This window comes from Nocardioides sp. Z21_20 (assembly GCF_059766585.1).
This window is the reverse complement of sequence record NZ_JCBAJX010000001.1, coordinates 134,708-150,132: the sequence shown is the minus strand read 5'-3', so window position 1 is coordinate 150,132 and position 15,425 is coordinate 134,708. Positions and strand designations below refer to the sequence as shown.

General features: G+C 67.8%; 31 protein-coding genes. All 31 read right to left on the bottom strand.

What is annotated here, in order from left to right; genetic code table 11:
- Positions 1-25 precede the first annotated feature (25 nt).
- Positions 26-376: a hypothetical protein gene (locus AC6EH9_RS00815; RefSeq protein ID WP_498419628.1), complete on the bottom strand. Its 351-nt coding sequence runs from the start codon at positions 374-376 to the stop codon at positions 26-28.
- Positions 376-867: a hypothetical protein gene (locus AC6EH9_RS00810; RefSeq protein WP_498419626.1), complete on the bottom strand. Its 492-nt coding sequence runs from the start codon at positions 865-867 to the stop codon at positions 376-378. The genes AC6EH9_RS00815 and AC6EH9_RS00810 overlap by 1 nt, the downstream gene beginning before the upstream one ends.
- A gap of 17 nt (positions 868-884) precedes the next feature.
- Positions 885-1,037 carry a DUF7302 family protein gene (locus AC6EH9_RS00805; RefSeq protein WP_498419624.1) on the bottom strand — a complete coding sequence of 51 codons (153 nt, stop codon included), beginning with the start codon at positions 1,035-1,037 and terminating at the stop codon, positions 885-887.
- A complete protein-coding gene (locus AC6EH9_RS00800; protein ID WP_498419622.1) occupies positions 1,037-1,948 on the bottom strand; it encodes a major capsid protein in 912 nt (303 codons plus the stop codon). Before AC6EH9_RS00800 ends, AC6EH9_RS00805 begins: the two co-directional genes overlap by 1 nt.
- Before the next feature lie 28 nt (positions 1,949-1,976).
- On the bottom strand, positions 1,977-2,465 hold the full coding sequence (locus AC6EH9_RS00795) for a hypothetical protein (protein ID WP_498419621.1): 489 nt from the start codon (positions 2,463-2,465) through the stop codon (positions 1,977-1,979).
- Between the two features lie 58 nt (positions 2,466-2,523).
- Positions 2,524-3,057 (bottom strand): VG15 protein, encoded by a 534-nt coding sequence (locus AC6EH9_RS00790; protein WP_498419618.1) that lies wholly within the window; start codon positions 3,055-3,057, stop codon positions 2,524-2,526.
- Positions 3,035-4,462 carry a phage portal protein gene (locus AC6EH9_RS00785; protein WP_498419616.1) on the bottom strand — a complete coding sequence of 476 codons (1,428 nt, stop codon included), beginning with the start codon at positions 4,460-4,462 and terminating at the stop codon, positions 3,035-3,037. Before AC6EH9_RS00785 ends, AC6EH9_RS00790 begins: the two co-directional genes overlap by 23 nt.
- Positions 4,463-4,476: 14 nt before the next feature.
- Positions 4,477-5,883: a terminase large subunit domain-containing protein gene (locus AC6EH9_RS00780; protein WP_498419614.1), complete on the bottom strand. Its 1,407-nt coding sequence runs from the start codon at positions 5,881-5,883 to the stop codon at positions 4,477-4,479.
- A gap of 19 nt (positions 5,884-5,902) precedes the next feature.
- Positions 5,903-6,193: a hypothetical protein gene (locus AC6EH9_RS00775; RefSeq protein ID WP_498419612.1), complete on the bottom strand. Its 291-nt coding sequence runs from the start codon at positions 6,191-6,193 to the stop codon at positions 5,903-5,905.
- A gap of 100 nt (positions 6,194-6,293) precedes the next feature.
- A complete protein-coding gene (locus AC6EH9_RS00770) occupies positions 6,294-6,572 on the bottom strand; it encodes an HNH endonuclease signature motif containing protein (RefSeq protein ID WP_498419611.1) in 279 nt (92 codons plus the stop codon).
- Between the two features lie 101 nt (positions 6,573-6,673).
- Positions 6,674-6,844 (bottom strand): hypothetical protein, encoded by a 171-nt coding sequence (locus AC6EH9_RS00765; RefSeq protein WP_498419609.1) that lies wholly within the window; start codon positions 6,842-6,844, stop codon positions 6,674-6,676.
- On the bottom strand, positions 6,835-7,005 hold the full coding sequence (locus tag AC6EH9_RS00760; protein ID WP_498419607.1) for a hypothetical protein: 171 nt from the start codon (positions 7,003-7,005) through the stop codon (positions 6,835-6,837). The genes AC6EH9_RS00765 and AC6EH9_RS00760 overlap by 10 nt, the downstream gene beginning before the upstream one ends.
- Positions 7,006-7,014: 9 nt before the next feature.
- Complete coding sequence (locus AC6EH9_RS00755) at positions 7,015-7,407, bottom strand: GIY-YIG nuclease family protein (protein ID WP_498419605.1); 393 nt, start codon at positions 7,405-7,407, stop codon at positions 7,015-7,017.
- A 256-nt stretch (positions 7,408-7,663) separates the two neighbouring features.
- The gene (locus tag AC6EH9_RS00750; protein ID WP_498419603.1) at positions 7,664-8,371 is read right to left on the bottom strand and encodes a hypothetical protein; all 708 of its coding nucleotides are present in this window, start codon (positions 8,369-8,371) and stop codon (positions 7,664-7,666) included.
- Between the two features lie 113 nt (positions 8,372-8,484).
- Positions 8,485-8,820 (bottom strand): hypothetical protein, encoded by a 336-nt coding sequence (locus AC6EH9_RS00745; RefSeq protein WP_498419601.1) that lies wholly within the window; start codon positions 8,818-8,820, stop codon positions 8,485-8,487.
- Positions 8,817-9,416, bottom strand: a complete 600-nt coding sequence (locus AC6EH9_RS00740; RefSeq protein WP_498419600.1) for an ead/Ea22-like family protein — start codon at positions 9,414-9,416, stop codon at positions 8,817-8,819. Before AC6EH9_RS00740 ends, AC6EH9_RS00745 begins: the two co-directional genes overlap by 4 nt.
- Positions 9,416-9,661 (bottom strand): hypothetical protein, encoded by a 246-nt coding sequence (locus AC6EH9_RS00735; protein ID WP_498419598.1) that lies wholly within the window; start codon positions 9,659-9,661, stop codon positions 9,416-9,418. Before AC6EH9_RS00735 ends, AC6EH9_RS00740 begins: the two co-directional genes overlap by 1 nt.
- Positions 9,658-9,987, bottom strand: coding sequence for a hypothetical protein (locus tag AC6EH9_RS00730; protein ID WP_498419596.1), 330 nt, complete (start codon positions 9,985-9,987; stop codon positions 9,658-9,660). The genes AC6EH9_RS00735 and AC6EH9_RS00730 overlap by 4 nt, the downstream gene beginning before the upstream one ends.
- Entirely contained in the window at positions 9,980-10,315 is a 336-nt protein-coding gene (locus AC6EH9_RS00725) for a hypothetical protein (RefSeq protein WP_498419594.1), read from the bottom strand. Before AC6EH9_RS00725 ends, AC6EH9_RS00730 begins: the two co-directional genes overlap by 8 nt.
- The gene (locus tag AC6EH9_RS00720; protein WP_498419593.1) at positions 10,312-10,659 is read right to left on the bottom strand and encodes a hypothetical protein; all 348 of its coding nucleotides are present in this window, start codon (positions 10,657-10,659) and stop codon (positions 10,312-10,314) included. The genes AC6EH9_RS00725 and AC6EH9_RS00720 overlap by 4 nt, the downstream gene beginning before the upstream one ends.
- Before the next feature lie 55 nt (positions 10,660-10,714).
- Entirely contained in the window at positions 10,715-10,969 is a 255-nt protein-coding gene (locus AC6EH9_RS00715) for a hypothetical protein (protein ID WP_498419591.1), read from the bottom strand.
- The gene (locus AC6EH9_RS00710) at positions 10,966-11,505 is read right to left on the bottom strand and encodes a hypothetical protein (RefSeq protein ID WP_498419589.1); all 540 of its coding nucleotides are present in this window, start codon (positions 11,503-11,505) and stop codon (positions 10,966-10,968) included. Before AC6EH9_RS00710 ends, AC6EH9_RS00715 begins: the two co-directional genes overlap by 4 nt.
- Positions 11,502-11,759, bottom strand: coding sequence for a hypothetical protein (locus AC6EH9_RS00705; protein ID WP_498419587.1), 258 nt, complete (start codon positions 11,757-11,759; stop codon positions 11,502-11,504). The genes AC6EH9_RS00710 and AC6EH9_RS00705 overlap by 4 nt, the downstream gene beginning before the upstream one ends.
- A complete protein-coding gene (locus tag AC6EH9_RS00700; protein ID WP_498419585.1) occupies positions 11,760-11,960 on the bottom strand; it encodes a hypothetical protein in 201 nt (66 codons plus the stop codon).
- Complete coding sequence (locus AC6EH9_RS00695; RefSeq protein WP_498419583.1) at positions 11,957-12,103, bottom strand: hypothetical protein; 147 nt, start codon at positions 12,101-12,103, stop codon at positions 11,957-11,959. The genes AC6EH9_RS00700 and AC6EH9_RS00695 overlap by 4 nt, the downstream gene beginning before the upstream one ends.
- Positions 12,100-12,954 (bottom strand): DNA-methyltransferase, encoded by an 855-nt coding sequence (locus AC6EH9_RS00690; RefSeq protein ID WP_498419581.1) that lies wholly within the window; start codon positions 12,952-12,954, stop codon positions 12,100-12,102. Before AC6EH9_RS00690 ends, AC6EH9_RS00695 begins: the two co-directional genes overlap by 4 nt.
- 383 nt (positions 12,955-13,337) lie before the next feature.
- Positions 13,338-14,132, bottom strand: a complete 795-nt coding sequence (locus AC6EH9_RS00685; RefSeq protein ID WP_498419580.1) for a helix-turn-helix domain-containing protein — start codon at positions 14,130-14,132, stop codon at positions 13,338-13,340.
- Positions 14,132-14,506: a WhiB family transcriptional regulator gene (locus tag AC6EH9_RS00680; protein WP_498419578.1), complete on the bottom strand. Its 375-nt coding sequence runs from the start codon at positions 14,504-14,506 to the stop codon at positions 14,132-14,134. Before AC6EH9_RS00680 ends, AC6EH9_RS00685 begins: the two co-directional genes overlap by 1 nt.
- The gene (locus AC6EH9_RS00675; RefSeq protein ID WP_498419577.1) at positions 14,503-14,670 is read right to left on the bottom strand and encodes a hypothetical protein; all 168 of its coding nucleotides are present in this window, start codon (positions 14,668-14,670) and stop codon (positions 14,503-14,505) included. Before AC6EH9_RS00675 ends, AC6EH9_RS00680 begins: the two co-directional genes overlap by 4 nt.
- On the bottom strand, positions 14,667-15,002 hold the full coding sequence (locus tag AC6EH9_RS00670) for a hypothetical protein (protein ID WP_498419575.1): 336 nt from the start codon (positions 15,000-15,002) through the stop codon (positions 14,667-14,669). The genes AC6EH9_RS00675 and AC6EH9_RS00670 overlap by 4 nt, the downstream gene beginning before the upstream one ends.
- Positions 14,999-15,250 (bottom strand): hypothetical protein, encoded by a 252-nt coding sequence (locus AC6EH9_RS00665; RefSeq protein WP_498419574.1) that lies wholly within the window; start codon positions 15,248-15,250, stop codon positions 14,999-15,001. Before AC6EH9_RS00665 ends, AC6EH9_RS00670 begins: the two co-directional genes overlap by 4 nt.
- Positions 15,251-15,425: the final 175 nt, after the last annotated feature.

Sequence of the window (15,425 nt, the reverse complement as noted above, 5' to 3'; positions counted from 1 at the left end):
GCTCTACGCGGGCGCGTGCCATGACTCAGCCGTCCTCTCCCACTCGCTTGAGCACGATGACCTGCGCCGGCTGCCATCCGGTGAACGGGGAGCGCCACTGGGCAGGCTTGCCGTCGACCTCGTAGACCTCGCCGCGCGCCACGATTCGGTCGCCAGCGAGGACGTCAGCGAAGGACGGGTCGTAGACCTCAGGGCGCGTGATGACCGAGTTGCGGGCATCCTGCAGGGGTTCCGAGGAGCCGCCAGGATTGAAGCCGCAGCCGGGAATCTCGAGCGCGGTCGGGTTATCCCAGTCCTCGCCGATCGGCTCGCCTGAGTAGGGGTCCGCCGCCACGCCTGCGCGGAGGCGGGTGACGGTCTCGCCGTAGGGGAACATCAGATGTAGTCCAGTCCGTAGCCGAACTCATACAGCGGACCCTCGTAGCCATTGATGCTCGAGCCGCACGAGCAGGGCTCGCCGAGGAAGATCGAGCACCACGGGATGTGCGACCCGTTTGCGCGACTGGGGGCCGTGTCGAGCGAGAACGCCTGACGCTCAACCGGGCCGCCCGAACAGATGGCCTGCAGGTCGGTGATCTCGGAGGGCCAGAGGTTGTACCCGCCGCGCTGGCGGGTGTCGACGGTCATGCCGAACGGACCGGCAGTCTGCGTCTGGAGCGCGCCGGCTCCCGCCTGGGCCCAGCGCTTCACGGCGCCGAGCAGGATCAGCTTGGCCTCGTCCAGCTTGTCACTGGACGGTGCCGGGTCGGTGGTGGCCAGGCAGGGGGCGACTCGCGTGGCCTTCGCGTTGGCGCCGGCCACCATCACTTCGATCAGCTCGACCTGCCGCAGAGCAGTCGGCAGGTCGGTCACGTTGATGATGCCCACGAGTCACCCCCTCCTAGTCACTTCTCGGACTTGCTGGGCGTCGCCTTCTTGGCCGGCGCCTTCTTCTTGTCGGACTCGTCGGCCGGCACGTAGGCCGCACCCAGCGCGGTCGCCGTGGCGTCGTCAACGTCCACGACGACACCGGTCCGCGTGTCACGCAGGCGGGGCATCAGGCGACCGCGTCCACGACCTTGGCGAACTTGCTCAGGTCGCCGATCGCCATGTAGATGACGACCTCGGAACGAAGCATCACCTCGTTGTGACCAGCCAGGTCGCGCCCGGTGTTGTCAGGATCACCGGCCGTCAGCATCTCGAGCGGGATCTGGCGCTGGTAGCCCCAACGGACCTGGGTGTAGTCGCCGACGATCGCGCGGATCTTGGTGTCGGCGAGCTCCGGGCGACCTGAGACGGTCGAGGAAGACGCGCCTCGCAGGCCGCGCCAGTTCTCCACGGCCCCGAAGCCGAGCGAGGGGTAGCGCTCCTGGCCGGCGAGCGCGGTGCCCTCCGGCCAGACCTCGGTCGCGAGGGCGTAGTTGTAGGCGGCGTCGAACGCGATGCCGTTGGGCATGGCAGTGCCGCTCGCCGCGATGAGGCCGACCGCCTGGTTCAGCTCGTTAGTCGGGGCGCCGGCCGCCTCGACGACCTTGGTTGCCTGCGAGAGGTACTTGGTCGCCTTCGCGGAGACCGTGCCGGTCAGCGGGTTGATCCCGTGGAACGCGAACAGGTCCACGAAGCGACCCATGCCCGCGCCGATGGCCGGAGCCACGAGGTCGTCGAGAACGCCGAGCTGGTAGTCCTCGTCAGCCCAGCGGAACTCGTCCGAGATGCGAACGGAAATCTGCGCCTTCACAGGCTCGGCGTTCCAGGGCACCGTCGCGAACGGGTCCTGGCTGCCCTTCGCCTCGGACTCGCCGACGATCTGCGCGCGGGGCACGCCGGAGAAGGTGGCGCCCTTGACGGGGCCGAACAGGGTGGGCTTGCTCGGGACGAGCTTGGGGAGCAGGCCGGCGTCGAGGGCGGCTTCGGTGACGATGCCCAGCGAGGTGCCGGGCAGAGTGAGGTCGGAAGTGTCGAGTGCCATGATGATGCTCGCTTTCAGAGAAAGGGGGTCAGTCCCGGCCGGTCAGTTGGCGCACGAAGGCGCGACGGTCGGCGTCGCCGGGGGTGACAGGGGGGGTCTTGCCCTCGCCGGGAACGACGTGGGTCTTCTTGCGCTTGTCCGACTGGCCGACAAGGCGAGTGACCTGCTTGAGCAGCAGGTCGGGCTCGCTGGCCGTCAGGAACAGTTCGGCGTCGTCCTTGTCGATCTCGTGGAGGGCGACAAGGTGCTCGCGGAGAGCGTCGGCGACCTTGTTGGGCACGGATGCCACCTCGGCCTCGGCCTTGGCGATGCGGTCGGCCGTCTTCTCGGTCTCGGACTTCTGCGCGTCCTCGATCTCGGCCAGGCGCTTCGCAGCGTCGGCGTTGTCCTTGGCGCGCTTCTCCTGCTCGCGGGCCTTCTGCTTCCAGAAGTCGACCGTTTCGGTCGGCTTCGTCTGGGCCTGCTCCGTGGTGGCCTCGGGCTCCGTTGCGGTTACCTCGGCGGTCTGCTCGGACATGCTGTGCTCCCGTTGCGGGTTAGTCCCATCCGTTACGGCTGGGGGAGTCAGTGGGGCCTTAGAAGGCCGGAACGACACTGCAGTTGCAGTTGTCGTGAGCGTCGAAGTCGTAGCCCGCCACGGTGCGAACCTCGCCATCGAGGTACTGAGCGCACCAGTTGCACGAGCCGCCCGAGCCGACACGGACCCAGCCCTCGGCTGCACGGTCTGCCACCGCGTTGTTGGTGATCGTGAGGCGAAGGTGATCGGCGATCCGGCGCTGGACGCCTCCGAGGATCAGCGTCTGCAGGGTCGAATCGTCGCGCGCCTGCGCGACCGCGGCACCAACTAGTGCATGAGTGCCGCGATCGTCGGGCGGGATCGGCTCGGCGAAGTAGCGGCCCGACGCCCCCGCCTTCTCGCGCTGCTGGTCGTACCACTCGGCCGCTAGTGCGCCACCCAACGAGCCGTACTCCCGGACAATGGCAGGCAGCAGGTCGTGAAGCGCCTCGCCCGCGTTCGCCCCGTTGGCGACCAGGCGCCACAAGCGGGACAAGTCGCGGTCGGCGAGGCTGACCAACTTGGCCGTCTCAGCCCGCAGGCTGCTCGCCACTAGGGACGCTCCTCAGCCGGTCGAGCACGGACGAACCCTGTGAGCGGCGCTTCTCGGCCATCACGCGCCGGATCTGCTGTTCATCCAGGCCGAGCAGTTCCAGCTCGACCTCGGATGTCGCCTGAGCGATCAGCGGGACGATCTTCGAGCCCGCGTCAGCCTGCGCCGACTTCGACGTGTAGCGGCGGTCGCGCCACTTGGGCTCGATCGTCTGCCACTCTGCGGGGATCTCCTCGAGGTCGTTGAGGATCGCCAGGGCGCGGAGGTGCGAGCGCTTGACGGCAGGCGACCAATCCTCCACGGCGCCATCCGCCTCGTCGATCAGGTCACGCTGCGAGGCGTCGTAAGCCTCGGCCGACGTCGGGTTGGCGAAGTCGGTAATAGCCACAGACGAATCCGGCAGCGAAGCCTCGCGAGCAAAGAGCTTCGCCCGCATGTTGAGGGTCGCCAGGTTCGGCGTGGGTGCGGACGCGGGAAACTGCTTGATGTCGACGCGATCAAGGTTGTTGTCTCGCGCGTTCTTGTCATCGACCGGCAGATCAGGGATGCCACGGATGCGGCCCAGCGCCGCACGCATAGCCGCAACGTTCGCACCGTCGTCGCCCTTGACATCCTTGGCGAGGGCACCCAGCAGCCAGAAGTCAGGGAAGCTGAACACGTCCATGTGACCCTCGAGGCGAATCAGGTCGCGCACCGCAGTCTTCTGGATGCCGATCATCGGCCGAGAGATGCGGGAAGCCCCCATCGCGCGACCTACGCGCGGCTTGTAAACCATCGGCTCGACAGGCACGCCCCACGGGTGCTCCTGGCGCTCAACCTCCCACCCGCCGCGAGTCTTCTTCGCCATGATGGTCAGGTCGTTGAGGTACAGGGCGAACTCGGCGATCCGGCCGTCCTCGTCCTTGTCGAGCACAGAGAGCAGGTTGTCCATGCGGCGGCGACGCGGGTTCCAGTCGCCAGTCGCGCTCAGCGCGTCGCGGACGTGGATCAGCGACTTCGCCTCGCGCTCGCCCTCGTCACCCTCGGTGTTGATGAGAAACGCCGGCCCGTGGATCAGCGACGAGACCTTCGCGGAGTTGATCTCGGAACGCAGGTTGTTGTCATCCCACACCTGGCGCGAGCCGAGCGAGTCGAGCTCGCCGTCGCCCCACACAAACTGCTCGAGGGTGCAGCGGCGGCCCAGCGCGTCCACAGCCTTGCCGCACCAGCCGAGGACGATGCCCATGCGGAAGTATTCGGACGGGATCGTGTCGCCGATGCGCCGCGCAACCTCCTTGTTGTCGTAGAGGCGCTGACGCAGCAGGTTCCGCGGCTCCTTGGCCTTGAGCTGGCCCGCGAGGTGGTTGAGCGTGCGCTGCTCGTCGTCCGACAGGCCAGGGACGGTCAGGGAGTCAAACTGGCTCACGCCTGCACCGCCTCTCATCTAGTGGCACTCGCTCGGCCCGCCCGCGTGGAGCTCCCGGTCGGCTTCTCGTTGATCGTTGCTGCGACGCGGGCCAACGTGACGGCCACGAGGGGCGCGATGTTGACGCTCGGGTCCTTGCGGTCATAGCCCCAACCGCCCGCCGTGCCGATGGCGCGCTTGCGGGCGCCCTCGCGAGCCTTGTTCACGGACTCCTGATCGGCGTGCGTCAGGCGGCCCGCCTCGACATCGGAAGCCATGAGGCCGCAACCACGAGCCATGTCGTTCTCGTTGCCAGTGAGCACCTTGACCTTGCGGGCTCGAAGCGCGGGGATCATCGACGAAGCGGGGCTCTTGGCGTCGATGATCACCGGAATGCGGCGGCCGGCGCGCGCGACGACCCACTCGACTGCGGCGGGCTCGTCGATGCCGGCCCAGACTTCCTCGACGTGCGCCGATGACGCCTCGAGCCAGCAGGCGCCGATGCTGATCTCGCGGCCGTGGGACATATCGACGGCGAGCGCGGTCGGCTTGGCGGTACCGGGCGGACCGACATCGATTGCGTCGGACCAGAACGCGCCATTGATGGGGGAGAACTGCTTGGTGATCTCGTCCCACACGCCCAGCGCTTCACGCCGCCACGAGTCGGGGTTCTTGAGCTTCTTGCGCAGCCTGAGCATCGCGCGCTCCGAGGTCCGCAGAGGGAAAGACGGGTTGGCCTTGCGCCACTGGTCGCGGTCCATCGGATCGGCGCCTCGATCGGCCGAGAACTCGACGTAGAGCGTCCCGTCAGACTCGCCGTCAATCGCCTCTTGGCGCAGCAGGGCGAACCACTCGCCCTTGTCCTGTGGGCGAGGCGGGGTGCCCATGACGAAGCACAGCGGATTCACCGCCACGTTCTGCGCCGCGCCAAGGTTCTCCAGCGCGTTCGTGGATAGGTGCTGCCCCTCGTCGAACACGATCACATCCACGTCAGTGCGCCCGCGGCCGAAGCCGGACTCGCGAGCGCCGAACTCGATGGACGAGCCGTTATTGAAGACGATTGCCTCGTCGCCCTTGCCGCTCGGCATCCGATCGATGTGGCGCCTCAGCCGGGGCGAAGCGTCGACCAGCTCGACGAACTTGGCGTAGGTCTCGAGGGCCGTGTCTTTGACCTGCGCCGTCCAGATCACCCGAAGGCCAGGCTTCATGAGGCACAGAGCGAAGATGATGCAGCCGATCAGGTACGTCTTGCCGACCTGGCGGGGGATCGAGAAGACGGTCGTGTCGGCGGCGTACTCACCATCAGCGCGCAGCCCGAGGGCCAGCATCGCGGCACCGTCCTGCCAGCCATCGAAGCCCCAACCGAGGCGGCGACACGTCTCGCGAACGGCCGGCCACTCGGAAGCAACGATGCCGTCAGGGATGACCACATGCCGGGCCACTTCGGACAGTCGGCGCCGATCAGTAGCCTGTGCCATCCCACGCGGTCGGCTCGAGCGGAGCCACAACCGACTCGTCGGCAGACTCCACAACTCGGCGCGACTCCTCCTCTCGGATGAGCGCGTTCAGCTTGTTGAGCTCGTTGGAGAACTGCGGGCGCGTGTTGTCCGGCGCGGTCGTCAGCGACTCCGCGATGATCCGTCGCTGCGCCTTCATGATCGCGAGCACATCGCCGGCCTCGACGGCCTCCATCAGGGTCGGGGGGGTGACCTTCTCGCCCTCGCTAGCCACCCGCAGCTTCCGTGCAGCCATCGGGATCACCTGCCTGGGGGGGAGGGGGGGAGGTCGGGGGGAGGACTCGCCTATGCCAAGAGGAGCGACGGGCGCGCAACGAAGGGGGACCTTCCCCCGGTCACCAAACTCGATCAGTCTCGAAGGTGCGCGGCCCGAGCGTTTCGGCCAGGCGGTTCCACTTCTCGCGGTTGCATCGACGGTGACTGGCCTGCTTGTTCGCCAAGCTGTCCTCGCCGCCGTTGTCAAGGGCGAGCACGTGATCGACCTCGAATGACATCGGGTCGGGCGACTTGAGCGTGTAGTCGATGGGTTGTTCGCAGATCCCGCACGGCGGCTTGCCTCGAGCGATGGCACGCCGGTGCTGGTCGCGGACCGTGGTGTTGCGGCCTGTGCTCACACGCACCTCACGCTAAGTCCACGCCCCCGCTCACCGACGTCTCCCGCTGACTCATAGGCCGCGGCTCATGTGCGCTCGGTGGCGGGGGCGAATCAGTGGGGCTACTCGAAGCCTCGGACGGGCAGGTCAGCCTCGTCGGGCCGCTCGTGCCAGGCCGTGAAGCCGACCGGGTACGTGGTGCAGTCGCCCGGTCCTTGCTGCTGCTGCTGCTCGTCCGGGTCGGTGCTGACGTGGAAGACCTCGGTGCCGAGTAGGCGGATGGTCAGGCGCACGACGGTGGGCGCACCAGATGTGCAGGCGCGTCGCACTTGTGGCACAGCAGGACGTTGCCCTCGTTGCGCACCTTGGCATTGGCGCACCACCGGCAGATCAGTGCGTCCGGGTAGCCCTGCGGGAACTCGTGGTCGAGCATGGTGAGCCTTCCGTCGTTCATGCAGGGTGGTTAGGCGTTGGCGCGGAGAGCCTTGATGTGCTCGACCAGTGCGCCCTCGAAGCGGAACCACTCGTTGCCGCCCGTGAGCAGGTCCGCGAACTCCCGGTGTCGCCGCTTCTCGAGGCTGGCGTCACCTCGTTCGGTGGCGAGGAGCTTCCGGTTGGGCGGGTACTGCGTCATTCGCTGGCGCACGTTGCGACTCATGCCGATCTTGAGCAGGTCGCCGACGAGTACGTAGTAAACGATCGGGTCGCCCTTGCCTGATTCCTTGGCCCGGGCCCGCTCGATGTTCTCCCAGCCGTCGATGACCATGCGGTCACGGTCGCTGGTGAACTCTTGGTAGCGCTCGCGCATCTCGACGAAGACCTTGGTCGCATGCTTGGCACAGATGGGGAACGGCATCGCTGGCGCGGAGGGCGCGTCGCAGAACGAACCGTTGGCGCGCTGAGCTGTGCAGCGCGGAATGACTGTAGAGTGTGGCACGTCGGACTCCCTAGAAGTTCGGCCTGGCCCCGGGCGATTGCAGTCGCTGCGGGGCCGCTTTTAAGTTTTGGGGTGGAGTCGTCGTCCATCCCTGCGTGACAGAATAGCACAAGCCGCTTGCCGGAATGGGCAAGCGGCTTGTGTCTTGCGAGTGGGTCGCTGATAATCGCGCGCGCTAGGCGACCTCCTCCTTCGGCGCAGTCTGGGCCAGCAGTGTGATCGCGTCGCCCACCCGGTACATCGGCTTGCCGTGTCGGTCATGCGCTCTGACGGTCAGGCGATCGCGAGACGCCCACTTCCTGACACGCTCTGCGGTGAGCGGTGTAGCCCCGAGCCATGACACGGCTCGGGATATCTCGGTGGCCGTGGCGAGGACTTCCTCAGCTTCACGCAGCAGCCACTCTCGACGCTCGGCCACATCCCAGATCGTGCCGCAGTTGCCGCACTTGATATGCGGGGCGCCAACCTTCGCGTACAGGTCGTAGGGGCACTCGAATGCGCCCATCGTGGCGGTGCAGCGACCTGCGTACACACGCTCAGCAGGCCGGTCGATGAGCCGGTAGCAGTGAGCCACCGCAGACGTGATCTCGTGGACCGCCTCCGACCCAGCCTCGTGGAGCATGAGCCCATCCACCCGGTTCATCAGCCACCGCGAGAGCGCCGGCAGGTTGTCCGCGGGGTAGGCGTTGGACTCGCTGCGGGTCCTGACGCCTTCCTCGGCGCAGAGCTTCGTCCACGAGACCAGTAGCGCCTTGAGGTTGGACAGCGCCTCAGCCGCGCCAAGGTTGGCGGGCAGCGGTCGCTCGACCGGCTTCTTCGGCCCCTTGCTGCCTGTCGCTGCCCGGTAGTCCACGCCGCGCTGACGGGCGACAGTGGTGGGCATCTCGTCGGCAATCCACGGGACCTCGCCTAGTGCCCGGTTGAGCTCGTCGCCACAGTGCTCGCACACGTAGGCCGAGTCCCTGGTTGGTCGTCCGCACTCGCATCGCTGCTCGCTCACTTGCCGCCCCCCTCGTCGCCACTACCGTCCCCAACCCCCAACGCCTCAGCCACGACGTGCAGCGCGGCGTCGGCGTGACGCTTGGACCAAGGGCTCGGGTGCGCGTCCTCGGCGGCGAGGCGAGCAGGTCCCCGCGCCCCATCCAGCCTCGCCGCCACCCAAGCCAGCACGGCGTCGGCAAGGTGCTCGCGGTGGTGGTCCTGCTGCGTGGTCAGCGCGCCCGGCTTGAGCGTCGGCACGAATCCGCAGTCACAGATCGAACCCCGGCCGCGCCCGAGCGAGTACTCATGCCCAGCCAGCACCGCCCCCAGCGTCCCCACCTCGCCGCTCATCGGGGGCCGCCCAGGGCCGCGCGGAGGTCGCGGGCCATCGTCCCTCGCCGAAGGGCGGGCGTCGTCTCCCAGTAGCGGGCCAACTTTCCGACCCGCTCCACCTGCCCCCGAAGCGCCTCCACCTCGTCCAGCAGGGCCAGCACGGTCGGCGGGTCGAAGGTGGCGATGTGGGCCGCGTCGGGGTGTCGGACAGCGGTGATGTCCGCGCGGTAGACCCGGCGGTCCTCGCGAGTCGTTGCCTCAGGCGCGACCTCGAAGACGACGCGCTCACGAGCCTCGACAGCCATGTGGTCGGTGTAGAACCACAGGCGGGGCTCCTTGATCGGTTCGCCGTAGTTGTCGGTGGCCCACGCCTCGACCTCGGCGTCAGGGTCGAGGCCACTCTCCTCGGCGTAGGACCGGACGTCGTCGGCTGCCCTGCCCGTGGTGGACCGATCAGCAGACCCGATCGCGAGGACCGACGCGCCCATTCCCGGGCCGCGGCTCGCCAGATACGGCTCTCCTGTGTCGATGTTCCCAGCCCAGCACCAGTGGCCCTTGGTCGCGGCGTCAGCGATGGCCCGCAACCCCTCCACGTCGATCTCGTGCTCGCTCATCAGGTCTCCTTCGTCGCGGCGGGGGTGGTGGACCACGGCGACGCTTCGACTGTGACGACGCAACGACGGGAGACCAGCCACCACTCAGCGCCGTTGATCCGCTCCAACCGCTCTCCCGACTCGATAGCCTCGCGCTTGGTCGTGTAGTGCCGGCCGGTATGCAGGTCGCCGTCCCGCGTGCGGCACCGGACCGCCCACTCGGTGACGCTGGTTTCGATCAGTTCCATCTCGTCTCCCGCGGTCACTTGGCATCTCCTTCGGTCCCCGCCAGCCCAGCGCTCGCGGTCGGGTGGGGGTTGGTGGTGCGGGCGCCCACCGGCACCCACGTCGTCGGCTCGTGTCCGAGGAGGTGCGTCATCTCGTCGTAGCCGAAGCCAGCGCGCTCGGCCAGGCGCTCGGCGCTCTGGCTGGTCCCGTACCGCGCGGCGTAGGCGGTGTACGCCTCCTCATGCTCGGCCCAGGAGACCGTCCCGGGCGCACGTCGGTTCTTGCCGTGGTTGCCCTGCACTGGAGCGCGCCTGCCGCAGATGCAGGTCGGGCAGTGCCGCCCCGCCTCGCTCACCTCACCCACGGTCGGCCTCCTCGCTCGGGTGCGCCGGGGTGGGCGCGGGGGTGGCCAACTCCCGCGCAAAGTAGGCGCTGGTCAACTCGGCCCAGAAGTCCTCGCCGACAATCTCGCGGATCACGGCGGTCACCCCCTTGACGAGGTACTCGACCTGATCCGGCTCATCAAGGTCGACGCGGATGCCGTCCATCCACGGCTTACCGCGCCACTCGAACATCTCGGGGTGGTCGCTGTTCCACGCGATGCCCTGCGCGCGGATTCGCTCGGCGAGCAACTCGCGGAACGTCTGGCCCAGCTCGTTCCGGTACAGGAACAGGTCGGTCACGTTCGTCATGCCGTCGTCCTCTCAAAGCTCTCGGTCCCGCCGTGCGCGGGTGGTGGGGTGGGGCGGGGCGTGGCGGCCTCGATCCGGTCAGCTCGGGCGCGGAGCCAGGCCGCCACCTTGCTGGGGTCGGCAGGTATCCTGCGCGCTTCGTCGGCGACCTCCCGCAGTGCTGCGGCCTTCGCGGCGACCTCGCGCTCGGCGACGATGCGGGCGACCGTGGCGAACAGGTCGTCGCGGTCGTTCTGGCAGGGCAGCGTCGCGCACGTCTCTTCAACGCAGGCGCAGGTGTAGGCGCCCGACTGTTCGAACAGTGCAAGCGCCTCGCGCTCGTCCTCGGTCAGGTGCTCGCTCATGTCGTCCTCTCAGGCTGGGCAGGTCGGTGGTCGTTGCAGTTCTCGCGCGGGGTGGTCATCGGGTCTCCTGTCCGGGCAACGTCTCGGCGGCGATACCGGCCAGGACGTCCAGCACGTCTCGAGTGAGGCGGTCGAAGGTGGACCAGTCGCAGAACCGGATCACCTCCACGTCGGCACGCGTGTCCTCGACGCGGGCCATGAGGTCGACCAGGCGATGCGAGTAGCAGACGAACCCTTCCGAGCTCCCACACCTGCATCCCGGCTTGACGTTGCGGCGGTACTCATCCAGAGAGACGACGGGGGCGGTCATGCGCTCAACCTCCCGGCCTTCTCCTGGCACTGCTTACAAGCAGCAACAGAGGACCAAGGATCTATCTGTCGGTCCGGGTGGAACTGGTGCTCACAGGTAGTAAGAACCCGCTCACCTAAATGCTTGTCTGTCTGTCTGTCTGTCTGTCTGGTGTCAGCGCTGACGTCGCCACTGACATCCCGCTCAGGAGAGTCCTTGTCCTGCTTGGCTCTCCGGTTCTGCTGAGCCTTGCGATCGCGGTCTCTCTTGTTCTGCTGGGCAGCCAATGAGTCCCTGATGACGTCGGCGTGGTGGCGGATCTCGTAGTGGTTGGCGTGCTCTCCCCAGAACCCGTGGTCGAGCAGCTCTCGGATGGCCTCGCTGGTGTGCTCACTCGTGGCGAACCGGCGCAGTGCCGTCTTGGCGAACCGGCACTCCACATTCTCGATCTTGTAGACGAACCCGATGCCTTCGAGGTGCGTCCTGTAGGCGGCGTCACTCAGTCCAACGTTGGCGCACTCGTCGTCGAACTCGGTCCCCGTCTTGCGCCACGTCATGCGGCGACCCCCGTCTCGTCGATGACGTTCGCAGCGGCCCGCGCTCGACACGCCTGCGCAGCCTCAGCGAGCGTCCGATCCCTCTTGGCGACTTCCTCGCGCGTTGCGCGTCCCATGAAGTCGCCGCGCTTTGGTCGGGCCCACTCGAACGCCTCGGCCCTGCGCAGCCAGTAGAGCTGAGTGGCGTCGGCGAGCGCGTCCTGCACTACCCGCCGCTGGAAGTGGTCGAGGTGCTCGATGGTCGCGGCGGTCACTCAGCCCCCCCCTGGTCGCTCGGAGCCGAGGCGCCTGTCGATGAAGTCCAAGAGCGTCGCGACTTCACACGGCCACGAGCCCTTGCACCCGACGCAGAACGTCCCCCAGTCGGGGCGCTCGGGGGTGCCGTGGTGGATGTTGCCCATCGGGTACGAGTCGCGATGGGCGGCACGCATGGCGGCCAGGTCCAACTCACTCACGACCCCCCACCCCCGCACCCCTTGCACTTCTTCTCGTGCTCCCGCCGCGCCCGATCCGCGTCGTTGTGGTTGCGCTTCCAGGCGGTCCAGCCGCACCCGCCCGCCACCGTGTAGCCGCCCGCTTCGGGGGTGGTGGTGGTCATGCGGGCACCTCCATCTCGTCGTCGTTGGCCCCGTAAGCGCGGTCCCACCACGACGCCAACAGGTGGGCGGGGGCGGCGTCGAAAGCGACCGCCTTTCGCCCCATTCGGGTCGCCACGACAGCGGTTGTGCCAGCGCCGCCGAAGGGGTCGAGCACGAGGTCGCCGGGGTCGCTGGTGCCCTCAAGGCACCGCTCGACCAGCTCCTCTGGATACGACGCCGGACCGGCCGCGCCGTGCCGAGGAGCGATCGGCCACACGGACCGATGCTCGTGCATGTACGGCGTCCGCCTTGACTTCACCCCCTGCCGACTCTTGGCGAGCAGGAATAGGTACTCGTGCGAGCGGGCAGGGCGGTCGGGGGCGTTCTCGGACATGCCATAGGGCTTGTGCCAGATCACGTCACAGCGAAGCCACCAGCCGACCTCCTGGGCGATTCCTGCCATCAACCACGGCAGGCCCATAAGGTCCTTGTCCTTGAACCCCGGCTGACGTGCGGAGTAGCGCACCAGCCCGCGGTCACGATGGTCGGCCCACGTCATTCGGATCGACGCGTTGTCGTGTCCGACGCCGCCCTGGTGAGCGGACGGGCGAATCGTCGCTCGGGTGTTGTAGGTGTCCCCGATGTTCAGCCACCACGTGCCGTCGTTGCGAGTGACGCGGTGAACCTCGGCGCAAACCGAGCGCCACCAATCGAGGTACTCAACATATGTTTGCTCGATGCCGGACTGGTCCGCATAGCCGTAGTCACGCTGGCCCCAGTACGGCGGGCTGGTGACGGTGGTCTGCACGACGCCGTCAGGGAGCGGGAGGGCGTCGGCGCACGTGTCGCCCGTGACTATCGAGGAGCTCATCAGACCTCCCGACAAACGAGGTGTCCGTGCTCATCCACGACGATGAAGCCATGCCCACGCCAATGGGCGCTCAGCAGGCTGTTGTCGTGAGGGTCCAGCCCGCACTTGCATGTGGGCCAAGTGCCACGCCCGAACCATGTCGATGGAACGGGGCCATGCTCTGAGCAGGTGGGCGGGGACTTCACGCCCTGGTCTGGGTGCTCCATAATGGAGTCACTTCCTTCCGGTATCGCGGTTGGAGGTCACGCCCGGGGGCTGTTTTGCGGCAGTCGCCCGGGTCTCTCTGTTTGCGGTCAAAGAGACGTCCCTATTGTCTCGCATTTGAGCGTCGAAGTCCAGGCAAAAACCCCTTCTGACCTGCGCAAACGCACTCCCGCACCCCATCACGCCACCTCCTTGGCGTACTGATTTCGGGTGTGGGATTCGCGCCCAGTCAGGTCGCGGTAGATGTGGCTAAGGCTGTTGTTGCCGCACCACTTCTGGAGGGTGCTGCGGGAGATGCCGAGAGCGCGGCAGGTCTCGGTGGCGTTGGCTCCCTGGGCGTGGAGGTCGGCGAGCAGTCGGGCTCGCTCGGGTTCGACGTACCCGACTCCGCGCGCCGTCTCGTTCGGGTCGTCGATGTCGTCCCATGCCATCGGCGGCGCGTACCCGTGGCGCTTGGCTGAGGCGACGCTGATCGTGTTGCCGCCCGGCGTCATGCACAGCTCGCGGTACAGGGCGTCGGCCTGGTCGAAGGTGCGGCGCAGGACCCACTTGCGGATGCCGGCGAGGTGATCCCAGACGGCTTCCTGCGTCCAGCCGAGTCGGTCGGCCATCTCGCGGGTGGTCCAGCCGATCGCGTTGAGCGCCTGGAGTCGGCGAGTCACGCGGTAGGGCTCGATCTTGGCCGTGTCGGCGGGGGTCACAGCCAGCAGTCGGGCGGCGACCTCCTTGCCGATGCGCGTCGTCTGGCCGCCGATGATGCGCCCGACGTGAGCCCGACTGACGTTGGCGGCCTCGGCGATAGTGTCGCGGCCGACACCCTGTGAGCGCACGTAGTCGAGGTGCGCGCGGACGGCCTCGAGGTCGCCGTGCGGGGACCACTGGCCGTATGCCTTGGCCCGGTAGCGCTCGCGTGCCCACTCACGGGTGCGGCACTTGGAGCACGCCATGCAGGTGCAGGTGATGGGCGCGGGCATCAGGCCACGTCCTCGACGGCACGACGCGCCTGGTCGTAGCACTCGCGGCACTTGCCGTCGCCGGTCAGGAGCGCCTCGCGGTCGCAGTCGGTGCAGATGATGACCGCGCCCCACCTTGGTCGGGCCTTGCGCAGGATCTTGCGGCGCTCGGCAGGGTCGAGGCCACCCCAGACGCCCCACTCTTCGCCGCGATCGAGCGCTTCCTTGAGGCACTGGCTACGGCCGGGACAGATGGCACAGACCTCCTTGGCTACCTGGGTCTTCTCCATGGAGCTTTCGCTGTGCCACGTGTCGGGCGGGGCGATACTCCCGTCGCCACACAGCGCGTCGATCGGCTGCAGGGTGGCTAGCAGGTTGAGTGCGGGTCCTGTCATGGCACTTCTTCCTTCAAGTCGATGCCGAGAGCGGCCAGCAGCAACGCGGCGTCGTCTCGGTCGTGGGCGTGGTTGCGGACGTGGTGGACAACCGCGGTGATCTGGTGGCGCGTCGGCGGGACGACGGGGCCGAGGTGGTAGAGGTCGGGCTCCTCGCGGCTCATGGCGCCCACGCCTCCCACTCACTCGGCGGGCCATCGACGACCTGCCACCACAGCACCTGTGACGGCTTGCCGGGACGCGGGATGACCTGCGCGACGATGGGCAGCGCCGAGCAGAGCCAGGCGGCACGGAGGAGTCGCGCCCGCTCGGTGGGGCCGAGCGTCTTGTTACCCGTCCCCACCTGCACGAGCGCGAGGCCGTGGTCTTCATGGGCCATGCCGATGTCGGCGGGACCCTTGCTGCCGGCCGCGCGGAAGATCGGCTCCCAACCGTGGCGAATCATCAGGTCGCGGATGCGGTGCTCGCGGGCTCGGCCTGAGGTTGCGGTGCTCATGCCGCCGACTCCGACCACTCGCCGTGGACCTTGCAGACGCCGCCCCATTCCTCGTTGAAGCCGTTCTGGGTGTAGTAGGCGCCGGTTGCCCACGAGTGAGCAGAGAAGCGGCCACAGTCGATGCACTGAATCGGGGAACAGTGGTGGCCAGGGTGGAGACAGTCGTCCCACGGGCTCGCAGCCGCCAGCTTCCCCCGCACCTCGTCCAGCGGCTCGTCGGGCTTGAGGGTGACGCGGCGGGTGGTCATGCGGGGCCGTCCTCTCCGAAGCAGCGACGACAGAGGTCGCCCTTCGGCAATTCGTCCCACCACGCGGTCTCGCAGTTGCGTGGCATGAGAACCAGCCCGAGCCCCGTGGGGCAGTGAGTGCGGCCGGGGTAGTCGTAGCGCCCGCCCCGGTGCCACTTGCCGCCCGGCTTGCGGA

Excerpts from the sequence above, each read along its gene's own strand:
- AC6EH9_RS00665 (WP_498419574.1), bottom strand. The coding sequence starts at position 15,250 with ATGACCACCCGCCGCGTCACCCTCAAGCCCGACGAGCCGCTGGACGAG.
- AC6EH9_RS00675 (WP_498419577.1), bottom strand. The coding sequence starts at position 14,670 with ATGAGCCGCGAGGAGCCCGACCTCTACCACCTCGGCCCCGTCGTCCCG.
- AC6EH9_RS00690 (WP_498419581.1), bottom strand. The coding sequence starts at position 12,954 with ATGAGCTCCTCGATAGTCACGGGCGACACGTGCGCCGACGCCCTCCCG.
- AC6EH9_RS00740 (WP_498419600.1), bottom strand. The coding sequence starts at position 9,416 with ATGAGCGAGCACGAGATCGACGTGGAGGGGTTGCGGGCCATCGCTGAC.
- AC6EH9_RS00750 (WP_498419603.1), bottom strand. The coding sequence starts at position 8,371 with ATGCCCACCACTGTCGCCCGTCAGCGCGGCGTGGACTACCGGGCAGCG.
- AC6EH9_RS00815 (WP_498419628.1), bottom strand. The coding sequence starts at position 376 with ATGTTCCCCTACGGCGAGACCGTCACCCGCCTCCGCGCAGGCGTGGCG.
- AC6EH9_RS00720 (WP_498419593.1), bottom strand. The coding sequence starts at position 10,659 with ATGAGCGAGCACCTGACCGAGGACGAGCGCGAGGCGCTTGCACTGTTC.
- AC6EH9_RS00725 (WP_498419594.1), bottom strand. The coding sequence starts at position 10,315 with ATGACGAACGTGACCGACCTGTTCCTGTACCGGAACGAGCTGGGCCAG.
- AC6EH9_RS00745 (WP_498419601.1), bottom strand. The coding sequence starts at position 8,820 with ATGAGCGGCGAGGTGGGGACGCTGGGGGCGGTGCTGGCTGGGCATGAG.
- AC6EH9_RS00680 (WP_498419578.1), bottom strand. The coding sequence starts at position 14,506 with ATGACAGGACCCGCACTCAACCTGCTAGCCACCCTGCAGCCGATCGAC.
- AC6EH9_RS00710 (WP_498419589.1), bottom strand. The coding sequence starts at position 11,505 with ATGACGTGGCGCAAGACGGGGACCGAGTTCGACGACGAGTGCGCCAAC.
- AC6EH9_RS00695 (WP_498419583.1), bottom strand. The coding sequence starts at position 12,103 with ATGACCACCACCACCCCCGAAGCGGGCGGCTACACGGTGGCGGGCGGG.
- AC6EH9_RS00715 (WP_498419591.1), bottom strand. The coding sequence starts at position 10,969 with ATGACCGCCCCCGTCGTCTCTCTGGATGAGTACCGCCGCAACGTCAAG.
- AC6EH9_RS00805 (WP_498419624.1), bottom strand. The coding sequence starts at position 1,037 with ATGCCCCGCCTGCGTGACACGCGGACCGGTGTCGTCGTGGACGTTGAC.
- AC6EH9_RS00775 (WP_498419612.1), bottom strand. The coding sequence starts at position 6,193 with ATGGCTGCACGGAAGCTGCGGGTGGCTAGCGAGGGCGAGAAGGTCACC.
- AC6EH9_RS00685 (WP_498419580.1), bottom strand. The coding sequence starts at position 14,132 with ATGCCCGCGCCCATCACCTGCACCTGCATGGCGTGCTCCAAGTGCCGC.
- AC6EH9_RS00795 (WP_498419621.1), bottom strand. The coding sequence starts at position 2,465 with ATGTCCGAGCAGACCGCCGAGGTAACCGCAACGGAGCCCGAGGCCACC.
- AC6EH9_RS00760 (WP_498419607.1), bottom strand. The coding sequence starts at position 7,005 with ATGAACGACGGAAGGCTCACCATGCTCGACCACGAGTTCCCGCAGGGC.
- AC6EH9_RS00800 (WP_498419622.1), bottom strand. The coding sequence starts at position 1,948 with ATGGCACTCGACACTTCCGACCTCACTCTGCCCGGCACCTCGCTGGGC.
- AC6EH9_RS00670 (WP_498419575.1), bottom strand. The coding sequence starts at position 15,002 with ATGAGCACCGCAACCTCAGGCCGAGCCCGCGAGCACCGCATCCGCGAC.
- AC6EH9_RS00755 (WP_498419605.1), bottom strand. The coding sequence starts at position 7,407 with ATGCCGTTCCCCATCTGTGCCAAGCATGCGACCAAGGTCTTCGTCGAG.